Origin of the sequence: Bacillus sp. BS98 (genome assembly GCF_008432245.1) — a bacterium.
In the GTDB taxonomy this organism is placed as follows: domain Bacteria; phylum Bacillota; class Bacilli; order Bacillales; family Bacillaceae_G; genus Bacillus_A; species Bacillus_A toyonensis.
On sequence record NZ_CP043830.1, the window covers coordinates 4,651,636 to 4,676,923 of the forward strand.

Annotated in this window: 30 protein-coding genes and 2 pseudogenes; 13 read left to right on the forward strand and 19 right to left on the reverse strand. The window is 36.0% G+C overall.

From position 1 onward, the window contains the following. Positions 1 to 107: 107 nt before the first annotated feature. Positions 108 to 1,832, reverse strand: coding sequence for a phospho-sugar mutase (locus tag F0362_RS24305; RefSeq protein WP_001104199.1), 1,725 nt, complete (start codon positions 1,830 to 1,832; stop codon positions 108 to 110). A gap of 143 nt (positions 1,833 to 1,975) precedes the next feature. On the opposite strand from F0362_RS24305, the gene cdaS reads away from it, so the two are divergent. Beyond that, a complete protein-coding gene (cdaS, locus tag F0362_RS24310; RefSeq protein WP_001158744.1) occupies positions 1,976 to 2,581 on the forward strand; it encodes a sporulation-specific diadenylate cyclase CdaS in 606 nt (201 codons plus the stop codon). 147 nt (positions 2,582 to 2,728) lie between these two features. Here cdaS and pepA read toward each other — a convergent pair whose 3' ends face one another. The 5 genes from pepA to F0362_RS24335 all read right to left on the reverse strand — a co-directional run bounded on the left by pepA (position 2,729) and on the right by F0362_RS24335 (position 7,378). Further along, entirely contained in the window at positions 2,729 to 4,213 is a 1,485-nt protein-coding gene (pepA, locus tag F0362_RS24315) for a cytosol aminopeptidase (protein WP_000487961.1), read from the reverse strand. Positions 4,214 to 4,512: 299 nt separating this feature from the next. After that, positions 4,513 to 5,139 carry a 3D domain-containing protein gene (locus F0362_RS24320; RefSeq protein ID WP_000920107.1) on the reverse strand — a complete coding sequence of 209 codons (627 nt, stop codon included), beginning with the start codon at positions 5,137 to 5,139 and terminating at the stop codon, positions 4,513 to 4,515. 86 nt (positions 5,140 to 5,225) lie between these two features. Further along, entirely contained in the window at positions 5,226 to 5,543 is a 318-nt protein-coding gene (locus F0362_RS24325; RefSeq protein ID WP_000027018.1) for a YuiB family protein, read from the reverse strand. After that, entirely contained in the window at positions 5,540 to 6,046 is a 507-nt protein-coding gene (locus F0362_RS24330) for an NUDIX hydrolase (protein ID WP_000415305.1), read from the reverse strand. Before F0362_RS24330 ends, F0362_RS24325 begins: the two co-directional genes overlap by 4 nt. Before the next feature lie 123 nt (positions 6,047 to 6,169). Further along, positions 6,170 to 7,378 (reverse strand): NAD(P)/FAD-dependent oxidoreductase, encoded by a 1,209-nt coding sequence (locus F0362_RS24335; RefSeq protein WP_000856608.1) that lies wholly within the window; start codon positions 7,376 to 7,378, stop codon positions 6,170 to 6,172. A 462-nt stretch (positions 7,379 to 7,840) separates the two neighbouring features. Here F0362_RS24335 and F0362_RS24340 point away from each other — a divergent pair, with 462 nt between their 5' ends. From F0362_RS24340 to F0362_RS24355, 3 genes are all read left to right on the forward strand, one after another. Beyond that, positions 7,841 to 8,830: an NAD(P)/FAD-dependent oxidoreductase gene (locus F0362_RS24340; RefSeq protein ID WP_000829781.1), complete on the forward strand. Its 990-nt coding sequence runs from the start codon at positions 7,841 to 7,843 to the stop codon at positions 8,828 to 8,830. 150 nt (positions 8,831 to 8,980) lie between these two features. Beyond that, on the forward strand, positions 8,981 to 9,460 hold the full coding sequence (locus F0362_RS24345) for a GyrI-like domain-containing protein (RefSeq protein WP_000606662.1): 480 nt from the start codon (positions 8,981 to 8,983) through the stop codon (positions 9,458 to 9,460). Positions 9,461 to 9,779: 319 nt separating this feature from the next. Next, the gene (locus tag F0362_RS24355) at positions 9,780 to 11,027 is read left to right on the forward strand and encodes an MFS transporter (RefSeq protein ID WP_000391933.1); all 1,248 of its coding nucleotides are present in this window, start codon (positions 9,780 to 9,782) and stop codon (positions 11,025 to 11,027) included. 17 nt (positions 11,028 to 11,044) lie between these two features. Here the strand turns inward: F0362_RS24355 and F0362_RS24360 are convergent, their stop codons facing one another. Continuing rightward, positions 11,045 to 11,926: a helix-turn-helix domain-containing protein gene (locus F0362_RS24360; protein ID WP_000535232.1), complete on the reverse strand. Its 882-nt coding sequence runs from the start codon at positions 11,924 to 11,926 to the stop codon at positions 11,045 to 11,047. Positions 11,927 to 12,006: 80 nt separating this feature from the next. Here F0362_RS24360 and F0362_RS24365 point away from each other — a divergent pair, with 80 nt between their 5' ends. Next, the gene (locus F0362_RS24365; RefSeq protein ID WP_000635467.1) at positions 12,007 to 12,468 is read left to right on the forward strand and encodes a 2-thiouracil desulfurase family protein; all 462 of its coding nucleotides are present in this window, start codon (positions 12,007 to 12,009) and stop codon (positions 12,466 to 12,468) included. 28 nt (positions 12,469 to 12,496) lie between these two features. Here the strand turns inward: F0362_RS24365 and F0362_RS24370 are convergent, their stop codons facing one another. Further along, the gene (locus tag F0362_RS24370; protein ID WP_000833163.1) at positions 12,497 to 12,850 is read right to left on the reverse strand and encodes a YxeA family protein; all 354 of its coding nucleotides are present in this window, start codon (positions 12,848 to 12,850) and stop codon (positions 12,497 to 12,499) included. A 107-nt stretch (positions 12,851 to 12,957) separates the two neighbouring features. Beyond that, the gene (locus tag F0362_RS24375) at positions 12,958 to 13,062 is read right to left on the reverse strand and encodes a hypothetical protein (RefSeq protein WP_000335909.1); all 105 of its coding nucleotides are present in this window, start codon (positions 13,060 to 13,062) and stop codon (positions 12,958 to 12,960) included. Positions 13,063 to 13,286: 224 nt separating this feature from the next. On the opposite strand from F0362_RS24375, the gene F0362_RS24385 reads away from it, so the two are divergent. After that, positions 13,287 to 13,850, forward strand: coding sequence for a GNAT family N-acetyltransferase (locus F0362_RS24385; protein WP_001068203.1), 564 nt, complete (start codon positions 13,287 to 13,289; stop codon positions 13,848 to 13,850). A 151-nt stretch (positions 13,851 to 14,001) separates the two neighbouring features. Here the strand turns inward: F0362_RS24385 and F0362_RS24390 are convergent, their stop codons facing one another. The 3 genes from F0362_RS24390 to F0362_RS24400 form a co-directional block, all read right to left on the reverse strand. After that, positions 14,002 to 14,355: a HesB/IscA family protein gene (locus F0362_RS24390; protein WP_000573823.1), complete on the reverse strand. Its 354-nt coding sequence runs from the start codon at positions 14,353 to 14,355 to the stop codon at positions 14,002 to 14,004. Between the two features lie 41 nt (positions 14,356 to 14,396). After that, positions 14,397 to 15,263: a diaminopimelate epimerase gene (dapF, locus tag F0362_RS24395; RefSeq protein ID WP_000077378.1), complete on the reverse strand. Its 867-nt coding sequence runs from the start codon at positions 15,261 to 15,263 to the stop codon at positions 14,397 to 14,399. 239 nt (positions 15,264 to 15,502) lie between these two features. Continuing rightward, positions 15,503 to 15,742: a YuzB family protein gene (locus F0362_RS24400; RefSeq protein WP_000595027.1), complete on the reverse strand. Its 240-nt coding sequence runs from the start codon at positions 15,740 to 15,742 to the stop codon at positions 15,503 to 15,505. A 371-nt stretch (positions 15,743 to 16,113) separates the two neighbouring features. On the opposite strand from F0362_RS24400, the gene F0362_RS24405 reads away from it, so the two are divergent. The 4 genes from F0362_RS24405 to fetB all read left to right on the forward strand — a co-directional run bounded on the left by F0362_RS24405 (position 16,114) and on the right by fetB (position 19,114). Further along, a complete protein-coding gene (locus F0362_RS24405; protein WP_000682063.1) occupies positions 16,114 to 17,184 on the forward strand; it encodes an NAD(P)/FAD-dependent oxidoreductase in 1,071 nt (356 codons plus the stop codon). Positions 17,185 to 17,435: 251 nt separating this feature from the next. Further along, positions 17,436 to 17,609 (forward strand): aspartyl-phosphate phosphatase Spo0E family protein, encoded by a 174-nt coding sequence (locus tag F0362_RS24410; RefSeq protein ID WP_001054622.1) that lies wholly within the window; start codon positions 17,436 to 17,438, stop codon positions 17,607 to 17,609. A 64-nt stretch (positions 17,610 to 17,673) separates the two neighbouring features. Continuing rightward, on the forward strand, positions 17,674 to 18,333 hold the full coding sequence (locus F0362_RS24415) for an ABC transporter ATP-binding protein (protein WP_000470290.1): 660 nt from the start codon (positions 17,674 to 17,676) through the stop codon (positions 18,331 to 18,333). Further along, positions 18,317 to 19,114: an ABC transporter permease gene (gene fetB, locus F0362_RS24420; protein WP_000679276.1), complete on the forward strand. Its 798-nt coding sequence runs from the start codon at positions 18,317 to 18,319 to the stop codon at positions 19,112 to 19,114. Before F0362_RS24415 ends, fetB begins: the two co-directional genes overlap by 17 nt. Positions 19,115 to 19,315: 201 nt before the next feature. Here the strand turns inward: fetB and phnA are convergent, their stop codons facing one another. From phnA to F0362_RS24440, 4 genes and pseudogenes are all read right to left on the reverse strand, one after another. After that, positions 19,316 to 19,657: an alkylphosphonate utilization operon protein PhnA gene (gene phnA / locus F0362_RS24425; protein WP_000212733.1), complete on the reverse strand. Its 342-nt coding sequence runs from the start codon at positions 19,655 to 19,657 to the stop codon at positions 19,316 to 19,318. Between the two features lie 234 nt (positions 19,658 to 19,891). Next, on the reverse strand, positions 19,892 to 20,686 hold the full coding sequence (locus F0362_RS24430; protein ID WP_033658393.1) for a DUF2628 domain-containing protein: 795 nt from the start codon (positions 20,684 to 20,686) through the stop codon (positions 19,892 to 19,894). A 432-nt stretch (positions 20,687 to 21,118) separates the two neighbouring features. Then, positions 21,119 to 21,310 (reverse strand): annotated as a pseudogene (locus F0362_RS24435) (hypothetical protein); the annotation flags it as partial. A 55-nt stretch (positions 21,311 to 21,365) separates the two neighbouring features. Further along, the gene (locus tag F0362_RS24440) at positions 21,366 to 21,740 is read right to left on the reverse strand and encodes a hypothetical protein (RefSeq protein WP_000607088.1); all 375 of its coding nucleotides are present in this window, start codon (positions 21,738 to 21,740) and stop codon (positions 21,366 to 21,368) included. Between the two features lie 151 nt (positions 21,741 to 21,891). On the opposite strand from F0362_RS24440, the pseudogene F0362_RS31010 reads away from it, so the two are divergent. Further along, positions 21,892 to 22,227: pseudogene (locus F0362_RS31010) on the forward strand (hypothetical protein); the annotation flags it as partial. Between the two features lie 57 nt (positions 22,228 to 22,284). Here the strand turns inward: F0362_RS31010 and F0362_RS24450 are convergent. From F0362_RS24450 to F0362_RS24460, 3 genes are all read right to left on the reverse strand, one after another. Then, positions 22,285 to 22,947, reverse strand: a complete 663-nt coding sequence (locus tag F0362_RS24450; protein WP_000049709.1) for a hypothetical protein — start codon at positions 22,945 to 22,947, stop codon at positions 22,285 to 22,287. Positions 22,948 to 23,072: 125 nt separating this feature from the next. Then, on the reverse strand, positions 23,073 to 23,867 hold the full coding sequence (locus F0362_RS24455; protein ID WP_002106624.1) for a nucleotidyltransferase domain-containing protein: 795 nt from the start codon (positions 23,865 to 23,867) through the stop codon (positions 23,073 to 23,075). A gap of 52 nt (positions 23,868 to 23,919) precedes the next feature. Next, positions 23,920 to 24,228, reverse strand: a complete 309-nt coding sequence (locus F0362_RS24460; protein WP_000248598.1) for a YuzD family protein — start codon at positions 24,226 to 24,228, stop codon at positions 23,920 to 23,922. Positions 24,229 to 24,434: 206 nt separating this feature from the next. On the opposite strand from F0362_RS24460, the gene F0362_RS24465 reads away from it, so the two are divergent. Together F0362_RS24465 and F0362_RS24470 are read left to right on the forward strand one after the other, a co-directional pair. Then, entirely contained in the window at positions 24,435 to 24,671 is a 237-nt protein-coding gene (locus tag F0362_RS24465; protein ID WP_000431159.1) for a NifU family protein, read from the forward strand. 376 nt (positions 24,672 to 25,047) lie between these two features. Further along, positions 25,048 to 25,263 carry a hypothetical protein gene (locus tag F0362_RS24470; protein WP_001125484.1) on the forward strand — a complete coding sequence of 72 codons (216 nt, stop codon included), beginning with the start codon at positions 25,048 to 25,050 and terminating at the stop codon, positions 25,261 to 25,263. Positions 25,264 to 25,288 lie beyond the last annotated feature (25 nt).

Consider the following 25,288-nt stretch of genomic DNA (forward strand, 5'->3'; position numbering starts at 1 on the left):
ACAAAATACCCTCTCTTCTGTCAGGATCAATAACGATTATTTCCTTACATAGAACAAAAGGGAAGTTTTGCTTCCCTTTTGTTCTGACTACCTAAAATTAATTTATATTATAAACGATTCATAATATCTTCTTTAATAGTAAGTAACTTTTGTTCACTATTTTGTAAAGAATTATCTTTTACACCAAAGTAAAACTTGATTTTCGGCTCTGTTCCAGATGGACGTAAGCAGAACCAAGAACCATCTTCTAATTGATATTTTAACACATTTGATTTCGGTAAGTGAATCTCTTCTTTATGTCCATCTTGTAAAGATGTAACGATGCTTGCTTTATAGTCTTCAACCGCTACGACTGTTAAGCCCGCTACTTCTTTCGGAGGATTTTCACGGAATGTCGCCATCATCTCTTGAATTTGTTCCGCTCCATCTTTCCCTTTTAACGTTAATGACACAAGATCTTCACGGAAGAAACCGTACTTCTCAAATACTTCTAATAAACCATCATATAACGTTTTACCTTGTGATTTGTAGTATGCAGCTACTTCACATGCAAATAAAACAGACTGTACCGCATCTTTATCACGGCAGAATGGACGGATTAAATAACCATAGCTTTCCTCATAACCGAATTGGAATTCATATTGTCCGCTTTCTTCATACTGTTTAATTTTCTCACCAATAAATTTAAATCCAGTTAACGTATCAACTGTATCTAAACCGTATGCTTTTGCAATTGTACGACCAATTTCAGACGTTACGATTGTTTTTAATACAACACCGTTCTCTGGAAGCGTTCCGTTTTCTTTCTTTTGAGATAGTAAGTAATCAAGCATTAATGCACCTGTTTGGTTACCAGTTAATACTTGGAACTCACCATCATGATTACGAACTGCTACACCTAGACGGTCTGCATCAGGGTCTGTTGCGATTAGCACATCTGCACCAATTTTTTCACCGTCACGAATTGCATATTCAAACGCTGCATGCTCTTCTGGGTTCGGTGATTTTACTGTAGAGAAGTTTGGATCTGGTAACTCTTGCTCTTTTACAACCGTTACATCTGTAAATCCAACTTCCTCTAAACCACGGCGTACAGAAAGATTTGATGTTCCGTGTAATGGTGTAAAGACGATTTTTAAGTCTTTCCCTACCTTTTGTACCATTTCTTTATTAATAATGACATCGTTCAATTCTGCAGCATATGCATCATCTACTTCTTGTCCAATAATATGTAATAAACCGTCAGCTTTTAATTGCTCTACATCAGCTACTTCAACTGTTAATTCATCTTCTACTGCATTTACGTAACTAATTAACTCATCAGCTTCTTTTGGAGGCAACTGTCCACCATCGTCACCATATACTTTATAACCATTATATTCAGGCGGATTATGGCTTGCCGTAAGAACGATTCCACTTACTGTATGTAAATGACGAACTGCGAAAGAAAGCACCGGCGTTGGGCGTAAGCTTTCAAATACATATGTTTTAATACCATGTGCACCAAGTGTTGCAGCTACTTCCATTGCAAATTCAGGTGATTTATGACGAGAATCATATGCTACAACAACACCACGTTCCTTTGCTTCTTCACCTAATTTTTCAATAAATTTCGCTAATCCTTGTGTCGCTTTACGAACTGTATATACATTTAATCGGTTCGTACCAGCACCAAGTTCACCACGCATACCACCTGTACCGAACTCTAAATTTTTATAAAAGCTATCCTCAATTTTCTTCTCATCTTGCTTCATGTTTTCTAGCTGTTCTTTTAATTCTACGTCTAATTCTGCATATGAAAGCCAGCGACTAAATTCTTGTTTCCAATTCATATCTCTATCTCCTCCCGCTTGTCATACCTTTATTATATGAAAAAAACAACCTGTATCTCAATATTTTATAAAATATAGCAGGATTTTACTAGGAATATTTGTATACACTATGGTTAAATACTCCACCAAAGGGAATGAGGATTATGCAAGAATGGGGCTTGTCCGAAGAGCTCAAAATACAAACAAAGCAAATGATTGAAAGCGCTGAAAAAGAATTATCTATTATGAGGCAAGCGATTGATAAAGAAGATGAATGTATTTTATGTAAAATGGAAGAGATTCATCATATGTTGGCAAATGTACAAACATTGGCAGCTACATACTATATTCAGGCGTATTTATCACCTTATACAGAAAGCTCACATTTTATCACAACTGCTGTCCAACATTTAAGTGCCCGCAAACACGGTGCTCTTATCGTTGTGGAACGAAACGAGACGCTTGAATCTTGTATTCAAACTGGCACAACATTAAACGCTCATTTAACTGCACCGTTACTCGAATCAATTTTTTATCCAGGTAATCCTCTTCATGACGGAGCCGTTCTCGTTAAAAATAATCATATTGTTTCAGCAGCTAATATTCTTCCGTTAACGAAAAGTATGGAAGTTGATCCTGAACTAGGAACACGTCACAGAGCTGCAATTGGCTTATCAGAAAAAAGTGACGCACTTATTTTAGTTGTCTCTGAAGAAACAGGACGTACTTCCTTTGCTTTAAGCGGGACGTTATATACGATTTCTTTATAAGACGAGCCTTTCACTATGCCACACGTTTTTAAACAGCATAATAGTAAATGAAGTTGTATCGACTTACCGACAAAAACTGATCACACTCGTACCATATCAATAAGAAAAGACTGCCTCAAATGTTTGAGACAGTCTTTTCTTCAAAAATTATTCTTCCCCGAAACGCTCAACAAGTGTTGCAAGTGTACGTACCATTGCACCTGTTGCCCCGGCCGGGCCTAAATCATGTGCTCCTGATGTTTCAGATGTTCCAGCGATATCTAAGTGTACCCACGGTGTATCTTCAGCAAATTCACCTAGGAATGTACCTGCCATAACCGCATGTCCTTCACGGCCTGGTGAGTTATTTAAATCAGCAAACTTACTATTTCGAACGCGTTCTTTATCACGATCAAAAATTGGTAATTGCCAAATTGATTCATCCGTTTCCATTGAAGCTTCTAGTACTTGCTCAAACAACTCTTCATTGTTTGTCATTGCGCCTGTCGTATGATTTCCAAGTGCAACAATTACACCGCCTGTTAATGTCGCAACATCAATAAGGTAGTTTGCACCTAGTTTTTTCGCATACGTAATACCGTCCGCTAACGCAAGGCGACCTTCTGCATCTGTATTTAATACTTCAATTGTTTTTCCGCTCATAGATGTAATTACATCGTCTGGCTTAAATGCTGTACCACTTACAACGTTATCAGTTGATGGAATAACAGCGATCACATTTTGCTCTGGGCGAAGTTCACCGATAATTTCCATCGCACCTAATACAGCAGCAGCACCGCCCATATCACCTTTCATACCGACCATGCCTTCACGTGGTTTTAAAGAATAACCACCTGTATCGTATGTGATTCCTTTTCCAACAAATCCAATGACATCTGTCCACTCTTCTTTTCCTTTATAAATAAGAGCAATCATTTTTGGCGGCTCTGTACTACCTTGGTTTACTGCAAGCAACGCACCCATACCAAGATCTTCCATCTCTTCTTTCTCAAGAACTTTATAATCCATATCATACTTTTCCGCTAACTCAACAGCATACTCAGCAAGCTTCGTCGCTGTTAATACGTTTGGTGGCATATTTACAAGTGTACGAGCCGAATTTGTTGCGCGTCCATGCACATAGCCAACTGTTAATGCAGCTTCAATTTCCTGTGCATCTTCCGCTGTAATAGCAGTGAACTTCTCTAACTCTACACGATCCTTTTTATCTGATTTATACGTTTGTAATTCATATGTACCAAGACCTTGTACTTCTGCCGCTATATGAGCTACATCAATCACATCTAATTTCTCTGTTACGAAAGAATCAAGTAAGATTGCTGCATCTTGTACTTTTGCTGCCTGTAACGTTTTAAACGCCTTACCAAGAGCCGCACGTAACGTTTCTGTCGTATAAGATTCTTTCTTTCCTAAACCGACGAAGTAATAGCGTTTTACATTTGTTTTTCCTAAACTATGTACTTTTGAAATAGCTTTCTTCTTAGTAGAAAGTTCTTTCTCTTCTAATAAAACTTGTAATTGCCCTTCAAACGCTTTGTCCAGTTCTTGTACAAAACTACTCGTTTTCTCTTCTTCAAATAAGGCAACAATTACCGCTTCATGACCTGCTAATTCTTTTTGTACTTGAAACATGTTCAGACCCCCTAAATTTCTCTACTCTGCCTTTATTATAACTTTATTTTCGATAAAATGCGACAATTCTAACTTCTGTTACATCCTATATAAAGTGAACCTTTAATCAGTGGTGTTTTTCTTCATCCCCCACTGATCATTAGCCTTCACCAATCGGGCTTTTATGGGCAGCCCGCCCCCCGCCTAATTTCTTTGCTTTCGCTGAATTTTGAGGTGGGGGTTTTACTGCCCACAAATAGCGGGGTGATCCATCTTTCTTCTATTATCAAATAAAAAAGTCTAGCGTAATTACCACTAGACTATCTTTGTTTTAAATATTGGCCACGAAACACTTGCATCGTTTCGTCTTCATTTAACATCGTTAACTCTTCTTCTGTAAACTTACCATTTCCTACCTTAACTACATATACATTTACTTTTTTCTTACCCCATTGGCTATAAACATCTTTCACCGTATCATAATATAAATCGAGACGGTTTCCTTTTATAGCACCGCCCTTATCAGCGACAACCCCATATCCGTAATCTGGCACGAATAAAATCGTTCCAATCGGGAATACACGTAAATCCGCAGCGATTGTAGAATATAAATCCCTTTTCGCTTTAACACCTGAATATGTAATACCATACTCTGGATGTCCTGGACTCTTACCAGTTGACTCCACTCCTGACGTATAACCAGTTGCAGTCATTTCAATTGAACGATATTTAGACCAGTCGTTTGCCTGCTCTAAAGCATTTATCACTTCTTTACTCGGAGCAACATTTCTCTTAACTTCTGCTGCATGTACTTCTTTTGCACTCGTTCCCTCATATTTCTTTACAATCTCTAATAAAGAAACTCCTGTGAAAGCCTTCCATGTTACGCATAATGCGGATACAAGTAAACAAGTCATCATAATGCGAATACAATATCGTTTTAACATTTTTATATTCCACACTCCTTCATCGTTAATCATTCCCTATACGATGAAGGAATATGCAAAAAAATAATCTCCAAATTGATTGGAGATTAAAACATTTGATACCCACTCTTTCGAAGTTTCTTAATTACGATTCCTGCCAAAGCAGCACCTACTAATCCAGTAGATAAAATAAACATATCGGCTTGTCCTAAATGCGATACACTTGTCCCAAATGAAGAAAATGTTTCTTTCGGCTTTGAAAAATAATCCCACACACTCGCTTTATTAATAATAAGCATACAAACAATCGGATATACAATAACCATTACCCATGTAGCTCGCAAAATCATGTTGAGTAAAAATCCAATTCCAAAAAACAAAATAAAGAATAACATCATTGAAATAAGTAGTACCGGTATACTCACTCTTTCTCCCTCTCCTTCGCATGCGCCGTAAATACGTGATAGGCTGTATAACCAAATTGCTCTCCTGGATTTAATGTTTTGTCCATTTCAAGATGTAGTTCTGATCTTCTTTCTAGCAAATATTTAATAAGTACAGACGTATTGGGATCGTCAGCAATCGTCTCTGGATGTAAAAATGCTACTTCAGACAATTCCTTCTCCTGTACAATAATATTTTCCCCTTCAGGCTCCAAAAGGAAAATAATCATATTATCACTAATTTCATTACGAATAACGCCCGACCGAATACCTATAATCCCCTTCACATGAGCGACAATACCTGTCTCTTCTAATACTTCACGTTTCACAGCTTCATCAACCGTCTCACCTTCATTTACAAAACCAGCTGGCAAAGACCATTTCCCCTTTAATCCACTGTATTTTTTCTTAACAAATAGCCACCTGCCATCTTTTGTAGCTACTAAACCACTAACAGCTAACCACACTTTCCCTCGTTTCTCCATGATGTAATAACCTCCTCCACCGGAACGGACAGAATATTCTTTCTTTTTTATATATTATACTATATTTTTAATATGAAAAAAGCAGAAACAGCTCTTAGCCGTTTCTGCTTTTTCTATTATATATTAAAAGAACTTTAATTTACCTTTTTTAAGAACTAATAAAGGTCCACCTAATAAGAATAGGTAACGGTTATCAATTACTTTCTTCATGAAGGAAGCTTTCCAACCTGTTAACTTTTTACCCATAACAACGCCCATTGCATCGTCATGACCTAAAGAACATACAGATCCTTTATTGTCGAATGCGAATTTTTTCATTTCGCCCTTACCACGAACTAACACAGTTAAGTTATGTGCAATGTTGTAACCTTGTTGTATTGCAATTTGTGCTGTTGGTGGGTATGGACGGTTAATTTCTTCGTTAATGATTAACGCTGCATCACCAACCATGAATACATCTTCGTATCCTGGAGCGTGCATGTACTCATCGACTTTTACACGTCCGCGCATTGCTTCAAAGCCAGACTCTTCCACAATACCGTTACCACGAACACCTGCAGCCCAAACTACTGTTTCAGACTTAATTAATTCAGTGTCATCGCCATTCGCAACGATAATACCTTCTTCAGTTGCTTCTTTAATTGCTGTACCGATGCGGAATTCTACACCTTTTTTCTCAAGTTGTTTTACAGCGTATTCTACTAACGCTGGATCGAAACCTGGAAGTGCTGTTGGAGCAGCTTCTACACAGATGATACGTGCTTTTTCACGTGGTACATTGTACTCTTTGCAAAGTTCAGGAACACGGTTTGCAAGCTCACCTACGTACTCGATACCAGTAAATCCAGCACCACCAACAACGATTGTTACTAACTCATCGCGTTGTTCAGTTGCATATTTAGCGAAACTAGCTTCCATATGCTCACGAATTTCACGAGTTGCATTAATGTTAGCGATTGAGAATGCATGCTCTTTTAATCCTGTAATTCCGAATGTTTCTGATTCGAAACCAAGACCAATTACTAAGTAGTCATACTCTAACTCGCCGTCTTTTAAGATAATGCGTTTTTCAGCAGCTTTAATTTCTACTACTGTATCTTGTACAAAGTTCACTTTATTTGTATCGATAACGTCTTGAATATCTAGACAGATTTTTTCATCTTGTAATGTACCAGCTGCACTCTCATGTAACCAAGTCGCTTGGTAGTGATAGCTGTTGTTGTTTACTAACGTAATTTCAGCTTCATTTACAGATAATGCTTTTTGCAGACGAACAGTCGTAATCATCCCGCCATAACCTGCACCTAAAACTACGATTTTTGGAGTCTTCACCAAATCACAACCCTTTTCTTTATATAATAGTAATGAAAAATAATACCAAGTACTAAAAACTCTATTTGTCAAGAATGTGGAATTTATCACATTCTATATCGTAACAAAACGCAGTCAAAAAATCGTACGAATTTTGTCATAGAAATTTAACATAATACTTCCCTATATTAGTCGGTTTTATTCCATAATTCAAGCACCTAGCGAATTATCAATATTTTAAAATAACATAGCGTTTACAAGGGTTTTTCAGCCTTTTTTTCATGTATTTTCCTTTCTGTATATTTTATACAATGTAAAAAACATCTATGCGGAAACTTACTTATAATTCAGTCGTTTTCAGAAGTATTATGAACTGAAATATGCTATCATTTATTTGAAAGTATCATCATTTGCAGGATTTTCATGTACATATGAACAATATATGAAATCAATATCAAAATTCCATCTATAGGGGGAATGAAAGTGGCAGAAAATCAAAAAGTTTACGACATAACAATTATTGGTGGTGGTCCAACTGGACTTTTCACAGCATTTTATGGCGGTATGAGACAAGCAAGTGTAAAAATCATTGAAAGCTTACCTCAACTTGGAGGACAATTATCCGCACTCTACCCTGAAAAATACATTTATGATGTAGCTGGATTCCCAAAAGTGCGTGCACAAGAGTTAGTTGATAACTTAAAAGAGCAAATGAAGAAATTTGATCCAACAGTTTGCTTAGAAGAAGCTGTTGATACGCTTGAGAAACAAGCTGACGGTATATTTAAACTTGTTACGAATAAACAAACTCACTATTCTAAATCAGTCATTATTACTGCTGGTAATGGTGCTTTCCAGCCACGCCGCTTAGAATTAGAGGGGACCGCAAAATACGAAAAGAAAAACTTACATTATTTCGTTGATGATATGAATAAATTTGCTGGCAAGCGTGTTGTTGTATTTGGCGGCGGCGACTCAGCCGTAGACTGGACGATGATGTTAGAACCGATTGCTGACAAAGTTACAATCGTTCATCGCCGTGATAAATTCCGTGCACATGAGCATAGCGTCGAAAGCTTAATGAATTCTCGTGCAGAAGTAAGCACACCGTACGTTCCAGTTGAACTTATTGGTGATGATAAAATTGAACAAGTCGTTCTTCAACACGTAAAAACAGAAGAAAAACTTATCATCGATGTTGATGACGTAATTGTAAACTACGGCTTCGTTTCTTCTCTTGGCCCAATTAAAAACTGGGGCTTAGATATACAAAAAAATAGCATTCTTGTGAATTCAAAAATGGAAACAAATATTCCTGGCATTTACGCTGCTGGTGACATTTGTACATATGAAGGAAAAGTAAAACTTATCGCTTGTGGATTTGGTGAAGCACCGACAGCAGTAAACAATGCAAAAGCTTACTTCGATCCAAACGCAAAACTTCAACCAATGCATAGCTCCAGTATGTTTTAATATAGAACTACGAAGAACCCTTTTCACATATGAAAGGGTTTCTTTTATATCTCCTCAAAAAAGTAACACTTTCTAAAAAGCTCTACTTTTCCCCAAAAACATGTTACAATAGAACAGAACAAACGTTCTTATTTAAAAGGAGGAATTTTCATGATTAACGAACCCATTATCGTAAAAAAAGAAGCTTTCCAAGCAATCGGTGTTTCTCTTACAACGACAAATGAAAAAGAGGCGTCTACTGAAGGAAAAATCCCAGGGCTTTGGAACAAATACTTCCAAGAACAAATGATGCATCACATCCCAAATCAACAAACAAAGGAAACGTTCGCTTTCTATTCAAACTACGAATCAGATGAAACTGGTACATATAAATTTACAATCGCTATGCCCGTTTCTTCATTAAAAGACGTTCCTGAAAATATGACAACTTTAACAATACCTGCCGCTACATATGCGGTATTTACATCGAGAAAAGGCCCAGTTTCTGAAGTCGTGTGCGAAGCTTGGGAATACATTTGGCAATGGTCGAAAGAAAACAAACGTGCTTTTACAACAGATTTCGAACTGTATGATGAAAAAGCGGTAGACCCAAATAATGTGCAAGTAGATATTTATATCGCATTAGCTTAAAGAAGATACTCTTTGGTATCTTCTTTTTTTGTCGTTAAATAGCTACTGGGCAAATTCATTATTATTGTCTACAATGAGAAAGTGCAGTATAGAAATATTAGAAACTGTATAAAGTGAAACTATACTCAGTGGGGGTTTTGTTCATCCCCCACTGAGTATTAGCCTTCACCAATCGGACGTTTACGGGCAGTTGGTCTCCCACCTAACTTCTTTGCTCGAACCGAATTTTGAGGTGGGATTTTTACTGCCCGTTAACGCAGGATAAAACGATTGTTAATAGGTTTTTTAGTTTAAATTTGTCACATAGAAAGGAAGCAATATGGAGGAACTACAACAAAATAAAACTGCTTTAGAAGGAAGCGGAAAACCGTTATTAAAAAATACGAATTTCCTTTTTCTTTGGGCAGCTACTCTTTTTTCAAGCTTTGCTTTAGCCTTTTTTACTTTTTCACAAACGTGGTACATAGCAAAAACATTAAACCTTGAGGCTTCACTCGGTGTTGTTTTCGTAGCTCTTAGTGTTCCAAGGCTTATTTTTATGATTATCGGCGGCGCTGTAGCTGATAAATTCCCGAAAAAAAATATTATGTTTTACTCCAATATTATTCGAGCGATTCTTGTCGCAACCATTCTCACATGGTTCATCGTCGGTGATGTAACACTATATACATTTGCTTTATTCGCTTTATTCTTTGGACTTGCTGATGCTTTTTTCTGGTCCGCAGATGGATCTATTCTGCCCGAACTTGTAGAAAAAAGCCGCTTAACGCAGGCAAATTCACTTACACAAATGACGAATCAAGCGTCGGTCATCTTGGGCCCTGTACTTGGTGGAATTCTCATCAAATTTACGAACTATGAAACAATCTTTTCGATTACGATTTTACTACTGATCGTTGCGGCCATACTCGTCCAAAAAATACAATTTACGATGTCAGAGCAAAAAGATACCGACAAAGGCATGTTTACTTCTATTAAAGAAGGAATCTTATATGTAAAGGAATCACCATTCCTTTCAACTTTCCTTATTTGTAGCGCCTTTCTAAACTTATTTTTAATCGGTCCGATGCAAGTCGGTTTCCCGCTCTTCGTTAAAAATGTCCTGCACGGTGATTCACTTCAGTTCAGTTACTTAGAAGCTGCTGTTGGTGGTGGAATGGCGATAGGCGCTGTCATTGTCGGTTTAAAGAATATTAATCGTAGACGCGGCCTATTTTGCATTATCATGATGCTACTGTCTGGTATATTCTTCTTATCCATTAACTTTAGTACGGTACTTTGGCAGGCATTATTAGCTGGCATGTTTTACGGTATTACAATCGCAATGGCGATCGTTCCACTTATGGCAATGATTCAAGCAACTGTAAAAGAAGAGATGATGGGGCGTGTAATGAGTTTACTTATGCTATCATCAATGGGCTTTATCCCGCTCTCTTATGCATTCACATCCATTGCACTTGCAATAGGAATTCCAATCGTAACCGTTATGAAAAGCGGTGCAATCGCCGTTATCGTCTTCGTACTATTTGTAGCGATTCGTGTTCCAGTTGTAAGGAAATTCGATTAACAAGCAAGAGTCATGTATTATAAGCATGGCTCTTTTTTAAACGGATCAAATAGATGTAGTCCCTTTCTCCTCCTTAATGCTGCTCCCCACTCTAATCCAACCTCAAAAAATAAATCTCGCACTGTACTGTAAAAAAGTGCCCCAATATCTTTACGAATTTCCCCATATTTATGTGCCCTCACAACACTTTTCACGCGCCAAATGAAATTTCCGTTCACTTCTTCATCAGCTAATATTTGCTCTAATAAAACACCTTGCTCTAGTAAGCCACTCTTTTTATACGCAAGTTCCACCTTACTCCAAAATATATTAATCTTCTTCGGATTACTTGTCATCGGCACCAGTGCGTATATAAAAGACTTCGGTATATCGTGACGGCAATACGTTTCATCAAGCTCATACGTTATTTTTCTTTTCTCTTTTATTTGTGGAATGTTTTTAAAAAGAATTGTTTCCCCCTCATATTTTTGCTCATTTTTACTACAGCCAGCTGCATAATCCTCACTTTCACATGCGGACATTTTCATACGGTCATCCATGCGGTCAATTGCAGATATAAGAAAAATATATAAGTTCGCACTATACCCGCCGCGCTTATGTCTTTCTTTTGTCGCAACACGCTTTATAATTCCTAGTTCCTCTAACTTTGCAATGGAGCGGCGTACTGTACGAATACTCTTTCCAACATTCGTCGCAATCGTCTCCATTAACGGACAAGCAACTCCTACTGTTTTCTGTTTCTCATTCACCGCATACTTTCCTAAAAAATGAATAATGGTAGCATCCGTTTTATTTAATTGAAATCGATAATATTTCAAAACTTGTTTTTGATATATATTAAACTCCTCTTTACTTTGAAATTCACTATATGGTTTCATTAAATTATATAAGCTTCCCATTCTTATCACCTCATTTATAAGTAAGAAGCAGGAAGAGAAATTGGCGTGATAGTTAATATTTCTTTATTGGAGATGAAAATATGATTGTAATTAGCGCTTGTTTAGGTGGTATCGCTTGTCGTTATGATGGGAATGACAATCTCATTTCAAAAATAGAGGAACTTCTGCAAAAAGAAGATACAGTCCTCATTTGTCCTGAAGTATTAGGAGGACTACCGACGCCTCGTCCTTCCGCTGAAATTATTGGTGGGAATGGCGATGACGTTTTGGACGGAAAAGCGAAAGTGATGACAAAAGATGGAGAAGATGTCACAGAAGCTTTCGTAAATGGTGCTTATAAAGCATTAGAACAACTTAAAGACTTACACCCAGAATATATTATTTTAAAAGAACGTAGTCCATCTTGTGGTAGTTCTACAATTTACACTGGAGAATTTAACGGGAATAAACAAACCGGTTACGGGGTAACAACTGCTTTATTCAAAAGACATGGATTTACAGTCATTTCAGAAGAGGATTTTGAGAATATAAAAAGGAATTGAGCCTGTTCGTCAATTCCTTTTTTCTTTCTTATTTTGCACCTAATTTTTCTTTAACTTTCGCTGGAAGCTCGTCTTTTTTCACTTCTTCCCAAGCTGTTACACCTTTTTTATCTGAATTGTATACGCGTAAGAATGCTTCTTTGCGAAGATTTTTTGGAGCTGTGAATTCCAATTCTTTTTCTTTACCTTCTTTATCAAATGCAGGTAGCTTATACTCGAATGATTTGTGTATCTCACCGTTATCAGCTTTTTCCTTCTTCTCAATTCCATCAGTCGTAACTTGAACGTAATACTCATCTTTACCCATACGGTTTAAATCACAACCAACTAATAAACTTGCAAATACAACTAAAATACTAAACAGTGCAATGTATCTTTTCATTTTCCTTCACCTCAAATGTTTTTTCTTATATTCTTATCTTAAAGCTCAGGCTTTAAAGAAGAAATTCAAAAACATGACATGAACATTACACTTTTGTAAGATAATAATTATTTCTTCACTTTAGAAATAGTCATTCCAACACCAATTGGAACGAGGACAGATTCTACCTTCGGATCAGTTGCTACTACTTCATTAAACTTCTTCATACACATCAGCCAACTTCTAATTATGCAAAAGACAAAAATCGTAAGAAAATAGGTAAAAAATAATAATTCCTTACTCAACCAACTAGCGATTTCGTTTTCAATATGTGAAAAGGGATTTGTAAACGATGAATTGAATATATATTTATTATTTTCTAACTTTTAGCTGAAAGTTTTTCTATTACATAAATTTCATTATTTCCTAATTTTAAATTTTCGAGAGGAGAAATAATATGAATCCTATTTTATTAGATGTTCCGTTACAAATAGAAACAGACAGACTCATTCTTCGAGCACCACTGCAAGCAGGTGAAGGGAATGTAGTACACGAAGCTATTAAAGATTCAATTAGTGAATTAAAGCAGTGGTTGTTTTTATTCCAGTCAATTCCTACTGTTGAAGAAACGGAAATTCTCTTGAGAAATGCGCATATAGATTTTTTGAAAAGAGAAAGCTTTCGCTATCTTATCTACCATAAGGAGACGAATGATTTTATTGGAACTGCTAGCCTTCACGCAATTAATTGGAAGATTTCTAAATGTGAAATTGGATACTGGATTAACACGCAATTTAGTGGCAGTGGATATATGACAGAAACAGTAAGCGCGTTAACAAACCTTGGATTTCAGTTATTCAAATTTAGAAGAATTGAAATCCGATGTGAATCTAATAACACGAAAAGTCGTGCGATTCCTGAAAAACTAGGCTTTGAGCTTGAAGGGATATTACGCAATGAAGATGTTTCAGCTGACGGCAAACAACTAACTGATACCTGCATCTATGCAAAGATAAATTAGATTAAGACTTTAAAACTCGTTGCACAACATATCTTGAGGCTGATTTCTAAATTTAGAAGGTGGCTTTTTGATTTTTCACGGCAAAAGAAAAGACCTCCTTAACGATTGTATTCCATCGCTAAAAAGGTCTTTCTCTATTTCTGCCAAAAACTTAGCACTCTTCCGGCTTACCAGCATTCGATGCTGTACGGAAAGATGATCCACATCCGCATGATGCGATTGCGTTTGGATTATCAATTGTGAATCCGCCGCCAAGCATCGATTGTTTATAATCAACTTTTACTCCTTTAACAATTGGAGCACTTTCTTTATCGATAACAAATTCAACACCAAAAAATTCAAGAACTGTGTCGTCTTCTTTTGGTTCTACTTCAAATCCTAAGCCGTAAGAAAGACCACTACATCCGCCGCCGTGTACAGCAAGGCGCACGTACTTCTCTCCATCTTCAGCATCTTTTAACATATCTTTAATTTGAAAAGCTGCTTGTTCTGTTACTTCAATCATGAAATACACCATCCTTTCTGTTCTCATTCTATTATACATCTTTACGCTTCTATCTTGTACTCATACACTCCGCGGCAAATTACTTCCGCAGGTCCTTTCATTAACACATTTCCTTCTTCTGTCCATGCAATCATTAAATCGCCGCCAGCTAAATGAACTGTAATCTCTTTACCATGTTCCAGCTTTCCATTTAAAATAGCAGCTACAACTGCAGCACATGCTCCTGTCCCGCAAGCTTGTGTTACACCAGATCCACGTTCCCAAACACGGAAGTTCATCTCGTCATCATTCAAAATTTCGATAAATTCAACATTTACTCGCTCTGGGAACATTTCATGTGTCTCAAGGACTGGTCCAAGTGTTGTAAGTGGCGCTTTTTCTACATCATCAACAAAAATAACCGCATGCGGATTCCCCATTGAAACAGCTGTAAATGCATAACGATGATTATTGTATAAGAAGTTTTCACGAATAAACGGTGTTTCACCTTCACCAAGCATCGGGATTTCTGCACGTGTTAAACGTGGTGCTCCCATATCGATTTTTGCTAATGTAACTACACCATCTTCTACCGTTACTTCAGCCGTTACAATTCCGGCTAACGTTTCAATTGTGAAAACTGTTTCTTCTACTAGTTTATGCTCATACGCATATTTCGCTACGCAGCGTAAACCGTTGCCGCAGCTCTTCCCTTCTGAACCATCGTTATTAAACATGCGCATTTTCACCGGGGCTACGTCAGAAGGACAAATTAAAATCATTCCATCTGCCCCAATACCAGTATTAATATTTGAAACTTTTTCCGCCACAAGAGCTAAATCTTCTTCAAGAATTTGTTCCTCAAACATATTTACATATATATAACTATTGCCAAGACCATGCATTTTTGTAAAAGAAAATTGGCTCATTTGTATTCACTCCAAAAATAATTTGTTATTTTAAGTATAGAATGCATGCTTTTAGAACACAATATGAATGTCCCCCGTTTCTCATATTTGACAACATTTGGCGATGAGCCATTCTTGCACAAATTGTGTAGGAAAAAAGCCCTTCTAAAAGGGCCTTTTTTTATTTATATTCCGTATTATCCTACCCTGCGAAATAATATTTTATCTAATGGAAAAAGGTGCTGCCCATTCGCAACACCTTAAAACATTGGATTTTCATCCAAATACTCATATACATTATTAACAAGCTCTTCTACTGTCGATCCTTGTACTACTTCACCATTCACAAGGGCAAATGGGCCTTCAAAACAAATACCACAATATCCTAAACATCCATACTCCATTACATCTAAATTCGGATCTTTTTCTAATTTCTCTAAAGCTGCTTGTGAACCACTCGCGAGGTTACCTACACAAAATTCAATTAACGGTTTAATCAAAATTCTCCCCCCTGTACTACAAAACAAATTACCTTCTGACTTCATCTATAAGAAGAAAACTAAGCTGTTTCTTGTTGTTTTCATTACACTTACTAAACTATTCAATTCCTTCACTGTTTCACTTCAAAGCAAATATTCTTTTCTATATAAATATATTCACAACACTGCTTTTCGGCCTTCATAATGAAATAGTAACTAGAAAAGGAAAACAGTTTACTTTACTTTTCTTCTTATTGTACAACAGAGTATTCATTCATGCATTGTTATTTGTTCACAAATTCGATATAATTTGATTGAGTAAAGTCGAAATATTTTATTAATATAAAATTTTAGGATTAGGGGACATTTCAACAGAAAAGGGGTAATCCATCATGAAACACCTCGTAATACTAGGTGGTGGCTACGGTGGAATGAGAATTCTGCAACGGCTACTTCCAAGCAACCAACTTCCAGATGATGTACAGGTGACATTAATCGACAAAGTACCATACCATTGTTTCAAAACTGAATATTATGCATTAGTAGCGGGTACAATTTCAGAAACGCATATTCGCATACCGTTTCCTGAGCACCCACGCCTCAATATTCAATACGGCACAATAACAAATATTGATCTCGAAGAAAAAGCTGTTCATCTTGATGGCGGTGAAGCAATCCAATATGATGATTTAATTATCGGACTTGGCTGTGAAGATAAATATCATAACGTTCCTGGGGCAAAGGAATATACACACAGCCTACAATCAATTGAACAAACACGTAAGACATATGAACAATTAAATGGCCTAGAACCGAATGCTACAGTTGCTGTCGTTGGTGCTGGCTTAAGTGGCGTTGAAGTAGCAAGTGAACTTCGTGAGAGCCGTTCTGATTTAAAAATCTATTTATTTGATAGAAAAGATAGAATTTTATTCCCATATCCAGAGAAATTAAGTAGATATGTAGAAGAATGGTTTATAAAACATAACGTTACCATTATACGAAACTCTAACATTACCAAAGTCGAACCAAATATTGTGTACAACCACGATGAACCTCTTGCATGTGATGCAATCGTCTGGACAGCTGGTATTCAAGCAAATGAAGTTGTTCGAAACCTTCCGGTTGAACAAGATGGTAGCGGACGGGTTGTTTTAACAAAATATCACAATATTCCAAATGACGAGCACGTTTACGTTGTAGGAGATTGTGCAGCACTTCCACACGCACCATCTGCTCAACTTGCTGAAGGTCAAGGAGAACAAATTGTCCAAATATTATTAAAACGTTGGAATAATGAACCACTTCCTGATGAACTACCTGTTATTAAATTAAAAGGTGTTCTCGGTTCCCTCGGCAAAAAACACGGATTTGGTTTACTAGCAAACCAACCATTAATGGGACGTGTACCGAGATTATTAAAATCCGGTCTTCTTTGGATGTATAAATATCATAACGGTTAATACTTTACGAGCTGTCTACTATGTAGGCAGCCTCTTTTCATCAGTTGAAAAAATTTTTTTCATAAACAGAAATTATCAGAAATATTTTTCTCAATATTTATTCACAAAATTTTCTATTTTTATATTAAAAACTATTGATGAAAAGTGTATGCTATTTGTAAGTTGTTTTTATTATTTCCTTTAAGACCGAATTCATTCGGTCTTATTTTTTATGTGATAAATACTTTTATAGGAGGCATTACATTTCACTTATGAACTTGACGAAACTATACGATCGAATAGAAGCGAAGAAGAAAGAATTGATCTATCTCGTTGAAATGTACGGATTCACTCATGATAAAGTAATTTCTTTCAGTCAAGAATTAGATTGTTTACTTAACTTATTAATAAAACTCAAGACGAAGAAAAAACGTTGCTCTTTATAACCTTATTTTTCTATTTCTCTCTCTTTTTTGATACGATATAACTAGAATCAGAAAGGAGCAATTTATGTTTATATTAAAAGACGTTACATATAAAGATATACTACACATTCCTTATTTACAGATTCAAAAAGAGACAATCACTTGTATTATCGGTGAAAGTGGGAGCGGAAAGAGTACATTACTTCGCATGTTAAATGATTTACAATCTCCAACATCCGGTACAATCGAATATAACGGAAAACCAATTTCTGATTATCCCCCTATTCAATTACGCCGTGACGTAGTTATGCTCGGACAAACCCCACCTATTTTTGACGGAACAGTTAAAGACAATCTATTAATGGGACTTCGTCTTTCTGAAAAACCATCTCCAAGTGATGATACTTTGCAGAATGCATTAACGACTGTTAGCTTAAATAAAAATTTAGAAGACAACGCCGCTTCATTATCAGGCGGGGAAAAACAACGGCTTGCTTTTGCTCGCATCATACTTATGGATCCGCCTGTCTATTTATTAGATGAACCAACTTCGGCATTAGATAGTGATACAGAACGCCGCGTTATGAAGCAATTCACTATACTCGCAAGAGAAAAGAAAAAAACCGTTATCTTCATCACGCACTCGCAACAACTTCCAGAAGAAATTGCAGACGATATTATTGAAATTAGTAAAACAAACGGTGCAACTAGAAAGGGAGTGCTCTCAGTTGAAGGGCGTTATTGAACTCCAAATTTGGCAACTTGCTGCTGCCTATATTTTCATTCTTATTTTAATCGGACTTGTAAGATTAAAAGGGATACCTCGCGAGAAACAAATTGCGATCGCAACATTCCGTATGACCATTCAGCTCGTACTTGTTGCATATGTCCTTACATACATATTTGAAAACAGTAATCCATTTTATACAATTGCTCTCATTACTTCTATTACTACATTTGCTATTTTTAATATTTATAAACGAGTTAATATTCCGATGTCCAAAGAATTAAAACGTGTAGCCGCTCTTTCCATGGTTGCGGGATCAATCGGACCATTACTACTATTTATCTTTGTTATTATCGGGCATAATCCGTGGTATGCACCGCAATATATCGTTCCTATTGCCGGCATGTTAATCGGTAATGCTATGACCGGTATTTGCCTCGGGGCAAACACCTTTTTAAACAATATGAAATCTCAAAGAGATCATATTGAAGGTGCCCTTATGCTCGGCGCAACACCGAAAGAAGCAACTGCTCCCCTCATAAGAGACGCTTTTGATTCTGCTATTTTACCAACAATCAATTCCATGGTCGGTATGGGAATTATAAGCTTACCCGGTATGATGACCGGTCAAATATTATCCGGTGTATCACCGTTTACAGCAATTCAATATCAAATTGCTATCATACTCGGTATTTCAGGGAGTACTGCTTTCGCTGTCATTATCTTCTTACAGCTTGGATATAAAACATTCTTTAATAAGCGCTGTCAGTTGAAAGAAATTGACTATGATGCGAGGTGAATCGTGCGTAGTTCACGGCGAATGAAATTATATTAACGATTTTTTCAATATATCTATCATAACTTACAATATATCAACGATTTTTCAAATATATCTATCATAACTCACAATATATCAACGATTTTGTACGAAATATCGATTTACCGACAAAAAGTGACATAATAAAAAGAGGAGGCGAATAGCCTCCTCTTTTTATTTGTCTTACGCCTTCTTAACGAACTGTGATTTTAACTTCATAGCTCCGAAACCGTCGATTTTACAATCAATATCATGATCTCCATCAACTAGACGAATACTCTTTACTTTCGTACCAATCTTCACAACTGAAGAAGTACCCTTTACTTTTAAATCTTTAATTACAGTAACAGCATCACCATCTTGAAGAACGTTTCCGTTTGCATCTTTTACAACTTTTGCACCATCATTATTTTCAGCTTCTGCTTCTTTGCCCCACTCATGAGCACATTCTGGACATACGAAAAGAACGCCATCCTCATACGTATATTCTGAATTACATTTTGGACAATTTGGTAAAGTAGCCATAAATTCATTTCCTCCGTTCATTATTTATACGTAAAAATCAAATTTGATGTTTACATGTCGATAAATAAAATTTGTATAGCATTTCTTTATAGTGCCATAGTCTTACGTTATTGACAAGCCTACCTCAAATTCTCATTTTTTATTGTATTTTACAAAATTTCAATTCGTATGGTGTTTACAATAAAAAAGAAGAACCTTCACAAGATTCTTCTTTTCAAAATGAATGAGTTCTCACTAGAACCCCCAACCATTCTCTTCAATATAAAATTGATACTCTTCTAACTCTTCTTCACTTAACTTCTTATTATTCTCATATACTTCTTGCCATTCAAAGTAACCTTCACTGAAATAAACAGCGAATTTAATTTTTACGTTTTTCTTCTCTGTATAGTCATAACCAGTAAACTCTACTACGTCATACTCTTTTTCTTTCTTCACGAACTTCCAAGTTGGATTATCAGTCATAACCTCTAAAGTAAATCCTTCATCACTTGAACGAACAACATTTTTAATATTCGGCTCAGTTGGTAAAAGAGAAAGTCCGAACATAGCTCCACCAAACATTATCCCCACTATAACTTGTAAACCAATCATACCAGCAGCACTAGCGCCGCCCTTTGATTGTAAGTAATACGCCTTCTTGTGATCCGACATATCTTCTTCCTTATGTAAAACTCGAATAGCATGCTTATAATATAAACGGTTTCCTTGCCATCCAGTAAATATCATCATTCCTAATTGAAGAACTAAACTAACTGTTAAATAAATCCCATCTGGAATATCTATAAAAGGAGTTACAACGATACTAGGTACCGCCAATAACGTAAGTATAATAAACAACTTATACATTTTACGATAAGCTAACCAAAAAGTTGGGAAGAAAAAGGCTACCCAATTCCACGTATTCCCTTGTGCTGGATTTTCTACTTTTCCCCATTTAAAGTCATAATACGCCGTATTCTTTTGAACAATCTTATGTAACTCTTGTGGAGAAATTGTTTCTTGTAAAACAGTGTCTTTCACGTACATCATCCTTTTCTTATTTCTATATACAGGTATTGTATATGTACAAAAAGAAGGAATCTAACAAAAAGTACATATATTTCATAAAAATGAACGGAAATCGAATATATTCCGACAATTATCCGTTTATTATTTCATTTTACTTTAAAATATATTAAAATACTTATGAATTATACGTTTAATACACCAAGTTAAATGTTTTGTATGTTCACAAAAAAAGATGCCCCAAAATCATTTGGACACATCCTACTCCTATTATATAAATTACTATTATGGTATGGTCTAACCTAAAATCTCGACTTAAAAGACTTCACAAATTAACTTTCTACTATTTAAAACATATTTCCACTTACACAACTAATAAATAATCTATCATTAATTTCCTCAATTGATACAATAAAATCTACTTCAACTATATTTTTAGGCAGTTTCATTATTCTTAAATTCCACCTTTTTTTCATATTCATCTAAGAAAATTGTAGCATCATCATATTTAAAAAACTCGACCCAAGCGTCAAAAAACTGACAAATCGGGTCTATTATGTCTGTTTTTTCTTGAAATACAATACTCTCATCTATACTAAGTATTATTTCTCCAGTATTTTCTGTCGGCAGTTTATGTAGTTCAATTTAAAAATTTTTCATACTCCTCCCCTTCTTGATTATATTGAAATACTATTTTTATTTATTCTACACTACCCTTCACTTTCTCAATAACATCTTCTATACGTTCCGCTATACATTCTATCTCCCAATCACCCTCACCGTGCAAAGCTGTATAAACCGGACATTTTTCATCATTACTATCTACAAAGATTGGATCACCGAGATACGAATCTATTCCAATTACAATCCATCCCTCTTTCCAATCTCCTTCTTCATTCCCGGTTAAGCTTTGCCCTTCTTCATCAAAGCTATAACTAAGTTGTCCTTCTTCTATTTCTTCACTATTAAACAATTCTATCGTCATAGGTTCAGATTCATACTCTAGCTCAATTTCATTATCCTCAGCACGATCTACATATTCTAAAAGTTGTTTAATTTTATTATGGTTAATCATGATATCTTCTCCATTCTCTCTTAAAATAATCTAGCTTTAGTCATACTATAATATATAAAATAAAGTTCATAAAACTACTATTTCAGGTGATTAAATATGAAGTGCATAGTTTGGACAGAAGATGTTTTTTCACAAAACTTCACTACGTTCCATATTGCATAATGTTTCACATGAAACTATCGACATTCCGGATTACCTTTCTACCATTTTCGACTGGTTTCAAACGTGGGCTTCTTATGAAAATTTAACAAAAATAAATATACATTCCATTACTCCGTTACTAGCCGTCGTTCCAATATTATAAGAAAAAGCGTTTCTGCTTCTTACCTGTTCTTCTTTCTACAAACTAAAACAGTACAAACAAGCTAATCGCTACTTACAGCAATATTTACATTGCTCTGTGCATCTTAATAACGAGGAAAAAGAAAAAGTACTCTTTCATGAAGTTGATATGTATATGAAAAAACTAGTAGAAAGCACAATGTAAATGTACATTGTGCTTTCTACTAGTCCTTTATCAAACTTTTTATATTTCCTCCTACAACTACCAAGTAATATTCATTTCTTCAAATGACGCTTTACTCACTTCTAACCTTTCACTATCATCCGTCCCAATCATTGCTACTTCCTCTTTAGACAACTTAATTTTCTCGTTTGGATTTTGGATTTTTCTCTCATACACGAATTGTAAAAGTTCTATTTGTTCCGCTGTCAGTTCATACTCTTCTTCCAGTCTTTCAATTGCTAATTCCGTATCAAGTAATGGAATTTCTAATAAAAATCCACCGTGCTCTTCCATCTCTTCAAATGGATCAATTGAATACGCACCGCTATCCTCAATCCAAAATGCAGTTGTAATAAAAGGAACTGTTTCGCCTTCTACTTCTTCTAATACGTATTGAAGTGCTTCCTCTTTCGCAATGTCTATTACTTCCAAAGGTGCCCCTTCAAAATAATTTGCCGCATCAATCCACTCTTCAATTCTCTCGCTATTCACATCTTGCAGACATACGATCGCATAATCCGGATGAAACGTAATTGTCCCTCTTCCGCCTTGACTATCTTGCATATTATAGTTAAACCCATCCCATGAACTTTCATGCGAGAAATCAGGAGCATGTGCTACAAAAATTGCATCTGCAATCGACTTTAAGATACAACCTTTCCATAGTTGTTCTTTATTTATATGTAATTTATATTTACTCATCTGCTTTCCTCGCCTACATATTTTTTTATATTATCTTTCGAATTCTCATTCCGTGTAAAGTATTTTTTCATTATATAACAATAGTAAAGGCATCCTTCATACAAAGGATGCTTTTACTATTTTCTCTACCATTTCCCCCTACACTCCTCAATTAAACTAAGCAAATATCTCTTCATCATATCAGCCCTTCTCCAAATAGAAAGTTTCTTCTTCTCCTTTGGATCATACCTCATTCGCTCTACTTCTTTTAATAAAGGCTCCCATTCTTTCGCTGAGCGTTCTAACAAGTATTGCAATCCTCTATCTTTTGAAACAATTGTTTTATGATCTAACGTATATAAAATACGCCCCATCGTAACGACAGCTGATTCTACCCATTCTTCTATGAAAAACAAATAAGGACGCTTCGCTTTTTCACTCCAGTAATGTTCTACGTTATATTTCATTGTATTTACTACATCATCCCACTTTATTTGAAATGGAAGGTCTTCTACTTCTTTCCCGATAACTGTAATGCCTTGATTTTTTAATGTCCACCATGTGACCGCATTAATATCCCAATGACCTATATCAGCCTTACCATCTGCACAATACACGTACTCATTTATTTCATGATTGTATTTCCCTAAGTCAGCAAGCGGAATATACATACCGTCCATTCTTTTACCTAGCGTACTTTCACTCATTTTCTTATGCAGCTCTACAAGTTGTTGTTTTTCAGCTTCATTCACGGAATCATTTAGTACTGCAACAAAATCAACATCGCTCGTTTCTATATGAAATGCACCTAGCGCGATAGAGCCGTAAACATATACCCCGACTATTTTTCCATCTAAAAAAATTTCTTTTAACCCTACTATGTACTGCTCCATTAACTGCTTTACTTCTGCTGGTAAAGCTTGTTTTATTCCATTCTCCACATCTATCCCTCCATTAAAAAAAGCCTTCGCAAATTCGCAAAGGCTTCCTGCTTTATAAATATTTCTCGATTTCCTCGTAAACATCCTTCAAACGAGGATTTCCTTCTCCAACAATCTCTCCATTCACAAGAACGACTGGATAAAATAAATCTTCTTCTACTACGCGCTCTGCGAATGCTTTTTTATCTTCATCTTCTTGTTCTTGTTGAAAATCAATATACTCGAAATTAAATTTATTTTCTTGTCCTTCATATTTACGACCAATCGCCGCTTGTAACCACTCAAACGTTTCTGTTGAAGATGGCATTCCGACGCAGCTCGCACAAATTACTTTCGTCCCATACACTTGCACATTAACCATTTCTTCTCCCCCACTTCTTGTTCTAACAGTATATTCAGATGTCTTAGTACATAAGCACATCATTTTACAAACTTATTCCATACCCCTATACTGAAAAAACACGTTGTACACATGATAAAATATTTCGACAATAAAACAAGAACAGAAAAAATAGATTTTCCCCTCTATCTTGATTATAATAAAACTGATGAAAGGAGTCGATAAAAATGGAAAACCCACATATGCAAGAACAAGTACTAGAAGTACTAGATAAATTACGTCCGTTCTTACTTCGCGATGGCGGAGACGTTGAATTAGTAGACATTGAAGAAGGTATCGTAAAATTACGCCTTATGGGTGCATGCGGAAGCTGCCCAAGTTCTACAATCACACTAAAAGCTGGTATCGAGCGCGCGTTACTTGAAGAAGTACCAGGCGTTATTGAAGTAGAGCAAGTATTTTAATTAAAAGCGGAAGCGGCTCGTTCAGAATGTGAGGAGGATGGAGCTTCTGACATAGAGGCGCTTTTTGCCTCGGCGGAAGAAGCGAAGCCACCGAACATTTTAGCCGCTGGAGCTAGATATTAATTAAAAACGGAAGTGGCTCGTTCAGAATCGCTTCCTAGAAAGAGACCCCAATGGGTCTCTTTTTTTATTCAAATAACACTTCTCCTTTAACATCATAAAACAAAATTGGAAATCCTTCTCAAAAAATGAGATAATTAATACTATATAGTGAATCGTTCACACATATAAAGTGAAACTATAATCAGTGGGTGTTTACGGGCAGCCCGATTCCCACAAATAGTGGGATGAAGTAAAAAACATAGGGGGACGACACATGCCAAAAATGGGGAACACTTTTTTAACAATTCAAGAACTAGAAGAGAAAAAAGAATATTTATTAGGCCTTTCGTCCGTTATACCAACATGGAATACAAGCTATCAATTTTTATTTAAAGAAATCCAGCAAGAATTATTGAGTAAAGTAAATGAAAAAATCGAAAGAAATCAATTCATTTTAAATATATGTGCAGATCAACAAGTAGGAGCATAATGTATTACATACAATTGCGGTATAA